A 9,660-nucleotide genomic window follows, 5' to 3' on the forward strand; every position below is an offset into this window, starting at 1 on the left:
CGCGCACCGACAAGATCCCGGACGAGACCTGGCTGCACTTCGCCTAGACGAAGATTATTGTCTTTCGCTTTCAATCCAGTACGGTAAGAGAACATAACCGTACCTCCGTTTTCTGCAAAAGTACGCAAACGATCTGCCAGTTTTTCATCCATTACTTGCATAACGGGAACGACGACAACTTTATAAGAATCGAGCGCTCGATCAGCTGGAATCACATCCACACGGCTGTTCAAATTATAAAATGGGCGATACAGCCGCAGCAATTCTTCCTTAAAATCGAAATCTTTGCTTTGCACTTGCCCACGCCATGACCAAATATTATCGTAATCATAGAGGACGGCAATATCTGACTGGATTTCAGCATTCAGCACGTGTTCATAACCTTTTATGTCCCCGAATAGAGATTGAACTTCTTTGTACTTCCGTCCATATACATCATCATGATCAACGACACCATAGCAGAACTGCTCTGCCCCTTTTGTCATGCCGCGCCAACGGAAGTAAAGCATGTTCGAACATCCATGAGCAAAGGCTTGATAGGACCACATTTTCGCCTGATTCGGTCTTGGCAGATACCCAATCACATCGTGGCCCTGAGCTCCCATTAGCTCTTCAACAATCCAGTAGTTCTTGTCCAACAATCCACGGTTAAAATCATGGGTCATTGCTATTTCTGCCGGGGATACAGGCTCCTCGAGACCGCCCCAAACCGGATAATTGTCAAAGGATACATAATCCATCAGCTTCACATTTTCAGCGTGATCGAACCATTTATCGAAAAACCCTCCAGAGACGTTTGTCGTCACGTCTTGGTGGCTTCCTTTTTCCTCTTTAACAATCTTCGTCATCTCATGAGCAAAATGATTCAAGGATGCGGAACGGAAACGCGCCCATTCAAGCTTCAGACTCGGATTATGAGTCGTTACTGTCGGCTTCGGTACAGGAATTTCGGCAAAGTCATTGTACGTCTGCCCCCAGAAAATTGTTCCCCACTCGTCATTCAACTCATCGATAGAGGAGTACTTCTCTTCCAAGTAACCCTGAAACTTCGTGTGACACTGGTCGCAATAGCACATGTCACTGCCCTCGTGTCCGAATTCATTATCGATTTGCCACGAGATGATCGCTTCTTCCTCACGATAATGCTCGACAAGCCTGCGGGTGATTACTGCTGCATGGTTTCGGTAGGCCTCTGAGTTGAAGCAATACTGGCGGCGTCCACCGAACACACGTGTATTTCCAAACTCATCCTCAGAAAGAATGGTCGGTTCTTTAGTGGCCAGCCAGGCTGGGAAGGTTGCTGTCGGGGTTCCGAACATTACGCTCATCCCTTCCTGCTTCACTTTCTCTATGACTTCATCAAAGAAAGAAAAATCGAACTGCCCTTCCACAGGCTCCATCTTATGCCAGGCAAACTCACCAATTCGTACGATGTTAGCACCAAGCCCTTTGATCCCCTTTAAATCTTCTTCTATCTTCTCTTTCGGCCAATGCTCAGGATAATAATCCACACCTAAATAAGTCATTCTCCTTATCTCCCTTTCTATAGCTGATTGATAAACCTGAGAAACGCATTCTGCCCTTCGTTATCCCGTTTGAATACGCCAGCATGTTCGAGTACTTCAGAAAAACGCTTGCCGATTTCTTTGCGAAGGACGTCTTGGACATTGTCGCTCGTTATATCCATCTCCTGAACGATTGTTTTCGCCCAAGGTACATGCTTCGCCGTCCGATCATCTTCAAGCGCATCACCATCTAATTTTCCGCTTATCATATAGTCACCTAAGGCTTCGATTTCATTGACAAGCCTTCCTGGAAGTACAGCAAGCCCCATCACTTCGATCAATCCAATATTCTCTTTCTTGATGTGGTGGACTTCTTCATGAGGATGGAAAATTCCCATCGGGTGCTCGTCACTCGTCCGGTTATTCCTCAGCACAAGGTCAAGTTCAAATTGTCCATCACGATAGCGCGAGATCGGTGTAATCGTATTGTGTGGTTCTCCGTTTGTCTCCGCAAAGACGTCTGCTTCTTCGTCGGTATAGGAACGCCAAGATTTTAATATCAGATCTCCAAGTTCAGAGAGACGATGGCGGTCTGCACTGCGCAGGCGAATGACTGACATCGGCCAATGGACAATCCCAGCTTTCACATCTTTATATCGAGAAATCGTGAATTCATGTTCAATCGGAGCTTTTGCCATCGGAAATTCGTGATGTCCTCCCTGGAAGTGATCGTGACTTAGAATCGATCCGCCGACAATAGGGAGGTCAGCATTAGATCCGACAAAATAGTGTGGCAGCTGATCCGTAAAATCCAAGAGGCGGTCGAAGCTCTCTTTTGTAATGCTCATCGGCCGGTGTTCCCTTGAAAGAACAATCGCATGCTCGTTGTAGTATACATAAGGAGAATACTGCAGGAACCAATGCTCTCCTTCAAGGTCGATCGGGATGATGCGGTGATTGTCTCTTGCTGGATGATCGAGTCTTCCTGCATAACCGACATTCTCTTTACATAACAGGCATTTAGGATAGCTGGCTGATTTGTTCGCTTTCGCTGCCGCAATCGCTTTTGGATCTTTTTCCGGTTTAGACAGATTAATGGTAATTTCTAAATCACCGTATTCGGTTTCGCTGTACCAGTGCATGTTTTTCGCAATCCGATCAGTACGGATATAGTGAACATCCTTTGAGAGTTGGTAAAAGTAATCCGTAGCGGCTTCCGGACCTTCCTTTTCAAACTTATGGTAAAAGTCACGAATGACCTCTGACGGTCTAGGAACAAGACGATCCATGATTTTCGGGTCGAACAAGTCCCTTTCTGTTGTTGTGTTTTCCTCAATCAAACCATGTTCCACCGCATAGTCCAGCATGCTTTCCAATATAGAAACAGGTGTATCTGGAGGTTCTTCATTAATGGATACCGGGTCTTCGCCCTTTAATTCAAACAAATGAAACAAAGCATTGCGTACATAATCGATGTCCCAAACGGAAATCATTTCTTTGTGCAAACCGTATTGAATCAAACGTTCGATATCTTGATAGATCGTCATGTCACTTCACCAACCCTTTCAATTATTTTTTGTATCCGTCCGGATGGCTCTGGAACCAGTCCCAGGCGGTTTGTATCATCGTTTCAAGATCCGCATAGTTCGGTGTCCATCCTAATTCGTTAATCGCTTTTTCGGAGGAAGCCACAAGCTGCGCGGGATCTCCTGCACGTCGTGGAGCCACTTCTGCTGGAATAGAATGATTTGTGACCTTGCGTGCGGTATCGATCACTTCCTTCACACTGAACCCTTGACCGTTTCCGAGATTATAAATTCCACTCTCACCGTCTCGTTTCAGCTTTTCAATCGCAAGCAAGTGAGCATCAACGAGGTCATTGACATGGATATAATCGCGGATACACGTGCCGTCTTCCGTCGGATAGTCATCACCAAATATCATGATCTTCTCTCGTATTCCTTGGGCTACCTGAAGAACAATCGGAATGAGATGGGTTTCTGGACGATGGTCCTCGCCAATTCTTCCATCCGGGTCCGCTCCAGCAACATTGAAATAGCGCAGGACAACATGCTTAATATCGTGAGCTTCTTCTGCCCATTTGAGCATTTTTTCAATCGCAAGCTTCGTCTCCCCATAGGGGTTTGTCGGCACTGTACGATCTGATTCCTGAATCGGCACCTGCTCAGGCTCTCCATAAACGGCCGCAGTTGAAGAGAAGACGATCCGCTTCACTTCATGCTTCGCCATCGCTTTCAGTAAGCATACAGCTCCATAAACGTTGTTGTCATAATATTTCAGCGGATCCTCTACACTTTCTCCTACTAAGGAATCTGCAGCAAAGTGAATAACAGAGTCTATGTCATTTTCTTCGAAGACACGATCGATAAAGGACTGATCTCTTAGGTCTCCATTGTAAAAAGTCGCTCCTTCAAGTACTGCATCTCCATGTCCTTTTTGAAGATTGTCTGCAACGATCACTTTTTCATTACGATCTAATAGTTGTGCGACAGCGTGGCTTCCTATGTAACCCGCTCCCCCGCATACGAGTACTGTCATTGATTATTCCTCCTCGAGTTTTTTCGCTCCGTCCCCAATTTCGACAACGTAAAAATCTGCTTCAAGATTTGTTTGTTTGTAGTACGCCTGCCCGACGCGTTCAATGAACGAATCGACTTGATCCTGGTTGACAATGCTTATCGTGCATCCTCCGAAACCTGCCCCTGTCATTCGGGAGCCGACTGCCCCTTCATTCCAAGCCGCTTCGACCAGAGCATCCAGTTCCTTCCCTGTCACTTCATAGTCATCTCTTAAAGAAACGTGTGACTCATTCATCAATTGTCCAAAACCTTCAATGTCACCAGCGTTCAGTTTATCCACCGCTTCGATCGTCCGATTGTTTTCGTAGACCGCATGCTTGGCGCGCTTTTCGGTGACCGGATCTTTAATCAAATATTTGTTCTCCTCGAACGTTTCTTTTGTTAAATCTCCAAGAGAGTGTATGTCAAGGCTTTGCTGCAACGCTTTTAATGCCTCTTCGCACTGGGTGCGTCGCTCGTTGTACTTGGAATCTGCAAGCCCTCGCCTTTTATTCGTATTGGAAATGATCAGCGAATGTTCGGTAAGAGAGATCGGAGTATGCTGAAAATCAAGCGTATCACAATTCAACAAGATGGCGTGATCTCTTTTTCCCATCCCGATCGCAAACTGATCCATGATGCCACAGTTAACCCCTACGAATTCGTTCTCCGCTTTTTGAGAAAGCTTGATCATTTCGATTCGATCAATGGATAAATCGAAAAGGTCCTTTAAGATGACCGACGTGGCTAGTTCGATGGACGCTGATGAAGAAAGACCTGCACCGTTCGGAATGTTGCCATAAAAAGCAACGTCCATGCCTGTTGTAATCTCATAGCCGTTCTTATTAAATGTCTCGATTACACCTTTAGGATAGTTCGCCCAGTCGTGTTCCTCTACGTATTTCAAGCTGTCCATCTCTGTTTCTATGATTCCAAGCTCCGGAAAGTTCATCGAATAGAATCTCAGCTTAGAATCCTCTCGTTTATTCACAACTGCATATGTGCCGACGCTTAACGCACAAGGAAATACATGGCCGCCGTTATAATCCGTATGTTCACCAATTAGATTGACACGGCCCGGGGCGAAGAACGTGGCTTTCCCTTCTTCACCAAATTGATTCTGAAATGCTTGCTTTAACTCTTGCATCCTGATCACCTCTCAAAGTATTTAAGATTCATTGACACTCGACAGAACAAAGAGTTGAGAGGAAAAGTCTCCAGACTCCTCAATCCCGCCTGTTTGCGCTCCGTTGTATGCACTCTCGAGTTGAATACCCGCATGCATCAATTCGTCACCAAAATAGGTGCCTGCCTGACCTTCTATTTTGTATTCGTCTTCCGGATCCAATCCTTTCAGCCGAATTCGGTTAAAGCCTGGATTAGGCCTTGCTAATATTTGATAGACACCGACAATCGCCTTTTTCCTATCGGCTGAGACAACCATCCAGCTTGTTTCGTTACGATCGCCTTGGAAAGGACTGATCAGCCGATAAAACTGTCCATATTGGAAGAGACCTCTGTGGCTCTTATACCAGGACACCTGCTCCTTTACCTGCCGTTGCTCTTCTTTGGTCATTTCAGTAACGTCTAGTTCATATCCAAACGCTCCGAAGTACGCAACATCGCCTCTCGTTTTCAAGCTCGTCATCCGTTTCACCTGATGGTTCGGTACAGCTGAAATATGAGCCCCCATACTGCTTAATGGGTAGACCATGGATGTTCCGTATTGGATGCTTAACCGCTCCACAGCATCGGTATCATCACTTGTCCATCCTTGCGGCGCATAGTACAGCATCCCAGGGTCAAACCGGGCACCTCCGCTCGCACAGGACTCAAACAACACATGTGGAAATGATTCCAATAGGCGTTCGTATAAACGATAAACTCCGAGAATATATCGGTGCGGCACTTCCATTTGCCTTTCAGACGCATGGGCAATTGAGCCGATTTCCGTCATATAGCGGTTCATATCCCACTTGACGTAATCGATTTTGGCTTCTGATAAAATCGCGGACATTCTTTCATAAATGTAATCGACTACCTCAGGATTTGAGAAATCAAGAACCAGCTGGTGCCTCCCTGTAGACGGATGACGCTCTGGAACATGGATGATCCACTCGGAATGCTGCTCGTACAGTTTGCTTTCTCTTGAAATCATTTCGGGCTCAAACCATAAACCAAACATCATTCCCTTTTCGTTCATCTGTTCTACTAAAGGAGCGAGACCGTTAGGCAGTTTACTCTCATCCACAAACCAGTCACCAAGGGATGTCGTATCATCGTTGCGTTTTCCAAACCACCCGTCATCCAGTACAAATAGCTCAATACCAAGTTCGTTCGCTCTATCAGCAATTGAAAGTAGTTTTTCTTCATTAAAATCAAAGTAAGTCGCTTCCCAATTATTAATTAAAACGGGACGTTCGCGATCTCTCCATTGTCCACGAGCTAAACGCTTCTGATAAAGATCGTGGAAGGATTGACTAAGTCCGTTCATCCCTTCGTTTGAAAAAGCGATGACCGCTTCAGGGGTTTGGAATGTCTCACCGGGCTCCATCGTCCAGCTGAAGTCAAAGGGATTGATCCCCATGCTGATACGCGCGTTCTCATAGTGGTCGACTTCCACCTGCGCAAGAAAATTACCACTGTAGATAAGACTGAAACCAAAGACCTCTCCCTGATGTTCGGTCGTTTCTGGACGCTTCAAGGCTAAGAAGGGATTGTGCTGACTGCTGCTTGTCCCTCTCGTACTTGTGATACTTTGAATCCCCTGCTGTAACCTGCGTTCTTGAATATGGCGTTCCCGCGACCAGGAGCCTGACAGCTGTACGAGGGAGTAATCGGCATCAGGCAGATCCACCGATGTACTTAGCGCGCGTTGAAGCTGGTGGGTCTCTTCCCCTCTATTAATGAAACGGGAGGTCCTTGTCACAACATTGCGTTCATGGAAAACGGTGTACATAAGTTCAAGCGACACCTCTGTAACGTCGTCATGGAGATGGATGACCAATGTTTCCGCTTCCGTCCCGCTCTCTGTATAAGTAGCTGGCAGTCCATCAAGGGCTGGTTTTCCTTCGACCACTTCATGGGCACGGTAAGTGAAGTCCGAAATACGGCTTCCATTAGGCTGAAGCAATTGAAAAGCTGGCTCACGGTAATCGGATGTGCCATAGCTTGGATACTCTTGTTTTAATAAATCCAAAGAAAAAGAAGGATCCTCTTCATACACATATGAGGAGGCAACCCGATGCTCCACTTTGGACAAGTGACTGAAGTCTTCGCGATTCCTTAACTTGTTACCGATATACAAATGACCAAGCTGGCGATTTTTCATGACATGAAAGACGTAGCTTACGTTTTTTCCTTGTAGATGAAATTGCATATTTTCTTCATTAATGAATATTGGCATGTATTCGTCCTCCGATCTATTAGCAAGCGCTTCCACAAACGAATAAAAGATTTAATTTTATTGTAGAAACAGAGTACCCTTTTTATCAATGGTAAATTAAATGAGCGCATGTTCCTTTTTTTGCTTGATGTTCTTGTTGAACCAATATAAAATTCACATATACAGGGCATATATAACAGATCAACAATATATCTAATGCTTAAATTTGCTATTTAATAGTATAGAAAGGATGATGTACCGATGGACCAACTTCCTCTCACATTCGGATCTTACGGTTACCGCTTTTCTGATCCTAAACTGCAGAAGCTGGCACAAATTTGGTCTCTTGGCTGGGATGAACAAGCGACGCCTCTTTATGATTGGGACGGTACAAACCGGAGAGATACCGGTAAATTCATTTTTCAATATACGATTTCAGGTCATGGGGCCATTGAAATCAATGGGGAAAGACACCCCCTAACGGCTGGGCACGCTTTTATCGTTAACATCCCCGGCGATTACCGCTATTTCTTACCTGAAGACAGCGACAAATGGGAGTTCATGTATTTGACACTTTACGGCGACGTTGTAGAAATGTATTGGAATGAGATTCAAGCTAACATCGGTCCGGTTTTGAATATACCGCCAGATGCGGCCCCGGTCCGCTACTTACTTCAGCTGCTTGAACATGCAGCGATGAAAAAAATCTCAAACGCACACCAGGCTTCAGGGTTTGCCTATCAATTCACAATGGAGCTATTTCATTATTGCTCGAATTTGGAGAAGAACTTATCTCAGTGGCCAGAGACAATTATTGAAGCAGCCATGTATGCGAAAAACCATTACAGTGAAGATATCAGCCCTGATGATATGGCAGAGGCATCGGGGATGTCCCGTTACCATTTCACTCGTCAATTCAAACAGGCAACGGACCGAACTCCTATCCAGTACTTGACGGATCTTCGCATAAACAAAGCAAAAGAATTGCTGCAAAACACGAAATATTCGACAGATGAAATCGCGGCACTGATTGGGTATAAAAATGCGAACTACTTCAATAAAGTCTTTAAAAAAGTTACGGAGACCACACCGGGGAAATTTCGAGAAGCCAACCGAGGTGCGATGTGTGACCATCATTAAACGAAAGGCCGTGTCTGCACACGGCCATTTTTCGTTATTTAGACACTTCAATCGTTACGGAGCGGTGATCATAATTGATCGTCATGCTCTTTCCGGAGTCTACGAAATTCTCCAGTATGTCTTTTGATAATTGCAGCGCAAATTCCGTTCGCTCTATTTTTTCTTGATCCACGGGAGTCTCTTGATCTAATGATTCTTTTAAGTCCTCCGCCTCCTGATGAAGAGCTTCCATAGTTTCGTAAACTTTATGATAAAACGATTCAATCGGTTGACTGGCTTTAGCCATCATCATCCCGCCTTTCTCTCAATTTGACAGTATTTCCATTATATCAAAAGGAGCGAGCGGGTAGCAGTCATTAAATAATTCCTGCTGGAGAAAGCAAGATATAGATAATGATCATGGCCAGCGTCGCTGCGATGCCGACAGGATAAACGAGTTTCCAAGGCTTCATATCCACTTTGGATTTTTGCTCGAGTATGAAATCTGTCTCACGCGGACGCAGTTTTCCAATCAATAGCATTAACAAGGAACAAGCAACAAACAAAATCGCAAGAATGTGCAGGAAGTGAACGCCTGTATCCAAGAACAGTTGCGTTGTTGCATAGATGGCGATAAAGACAAATAATGCAACTTTTGCAGCGATGGCCGGTACCCTTTTAGTCAGATAACCGACAATCAGGATAGTAAAGATCGGCACGTTATAAAACCCGTTAACGATCTGTAAGTATTGGAAAAATCCTTGAGGCACTTTATCAATCAGTGGCGCAATACACATGGCGAATAGTGCCAGGATAATTCCGACTGCTTTTCCTCTTCGCACAATCTGTTTATCCGGAGCATCCGGGTTAAAATACGGCTTGTAAATATTCAGGGCAATCAGCGTTACGGATGAATTCAATGCTGAGTTGAATGAAGACAGGATTGCACCGAATAATACCGCTGCGAAAAACCCTACAAGTGGCGTTGGAAGGACTTCGGTAACTAAGCGCGGGTAAGCATCTGTGGGTTCTAGACCAGGTCCGAACATATTAAAAGCGATAATCCCCGGCA

The 9,660-nt window shown here is 45.2% G+C and carries 7 protein-coding genes and 1 pseudogene; 1 reads left to right on the plus strand and 7 read right to left on the minus strand.

The window, feature by feature from the left end:
• From LD39_RS11695 to LD39_RS11715, 5 genes are all read right to left on the minus strand, one after another.
• On the minus strand, positions 1-1,526 hold a 1,526-nt coding region (locus LD39_RS11695; RefSeq protein WP_035546589.1), incomplete at its 3' end, for a beta-galactosidase.
• A gap of 17 nt (positions 1,527-1,543) precedes the next feature.
• Positions 1,544-3,052: a UDP-glucose--hexose-1-phosphate uridylyltransferase gene (galT, locus tag LD39_RS11700; protein WP_035546592.1), complete on the minus strand. Its 1,509-nt coding sequence runs from the start codon at positions 3,050-3,052 to the stop codon at positions 1,544-1,546.
• Between the two features lie 22 nt (positions 3,053-3,074).
• Positions 3,075-4,064 (minus strand): UDP-glucose 4-epimerase GalE, encoded by a 990-nt coding sequence (galE, locus tag LD39_RS11705; RefSeq protein ID WP_035546595.1) that lies wholly within the window; start codon positions 4,062-4,064, stop codon positions 3,075-3,077.
• Between the two features lie 3 nt (positions 4,065-4,067).
• Complete coding sequence (locus LD39_RS11710; RefSeq protein ID WP_035546597.1) at positions 4,068-5,231, minus strand: galactokinase; 1,164 nt, start codon at positions 5,229-5,231, stop codon at positions 4,068-4,070.
• A 21-nt stretch (positions 5,232-5,252) separates the two neighbouring features.
• Positions 5,253-7,490 (minus strand): alpha-galactosidase, encoded by a 2,238-nt coding sequence (locus LD39_RS11715; protein WP_035546600.1) that lies wholly within the window; start codon positions 7,488-7,490, stop codon positions 5,253-5,255.
• Positions 7,491-7,730: 240 nt separating this feature from the next.
• Here LD39_RS11715 and LD39_RS11720 point away from each other — a divergent pair, with 240 nt between their 5' ends.
• Positions 7,731-8,609 (plus strand): AraC family transcriptional regulator, encoded by an 879-nt coding sequence (locus LD39_RS11720; protein WP_035546602.1) that lies wholly within the window; start codon positions 7,731-7,733, stop codon positions 8,607-8,609.
• 34 nt (positions 8,610-8,643) lie between these two features.
• Here the strand turns inward: LD39_RS11720 and LD39_RS11725 are convergent, their stop codons facing one another.
• Together LD39_RS11725 and LD39_RS11730 are read right to left on the minus strand one after the other, a co-directional pair.
• Positions 8,644-8,895: a hypothetical protein gene (locus LD39_RS11725; protein ID WP_035546605.1), complete on the minus strand. Its 252-nt coding sequence runs from the start codon at positions 8,893-8,895 to the stop codon at positions 8,644-8,646.
• A 70-nt stretch (positions 8,896-8,965) separates the two neighbouring features.
• Positions 8,966-9,660, minus strand: a pseudogene (locus LD39_RS11730) (solute:sodium symporter family transporter); the annotation flags it as partial.

The organism is Halobacillus sp. BBL2006, from assembly GCF_000786645.1.
GTDB lineage: Bacteria > Bacillota > Bacilli > Bacillales > Halobacillaceae > Halobacillus.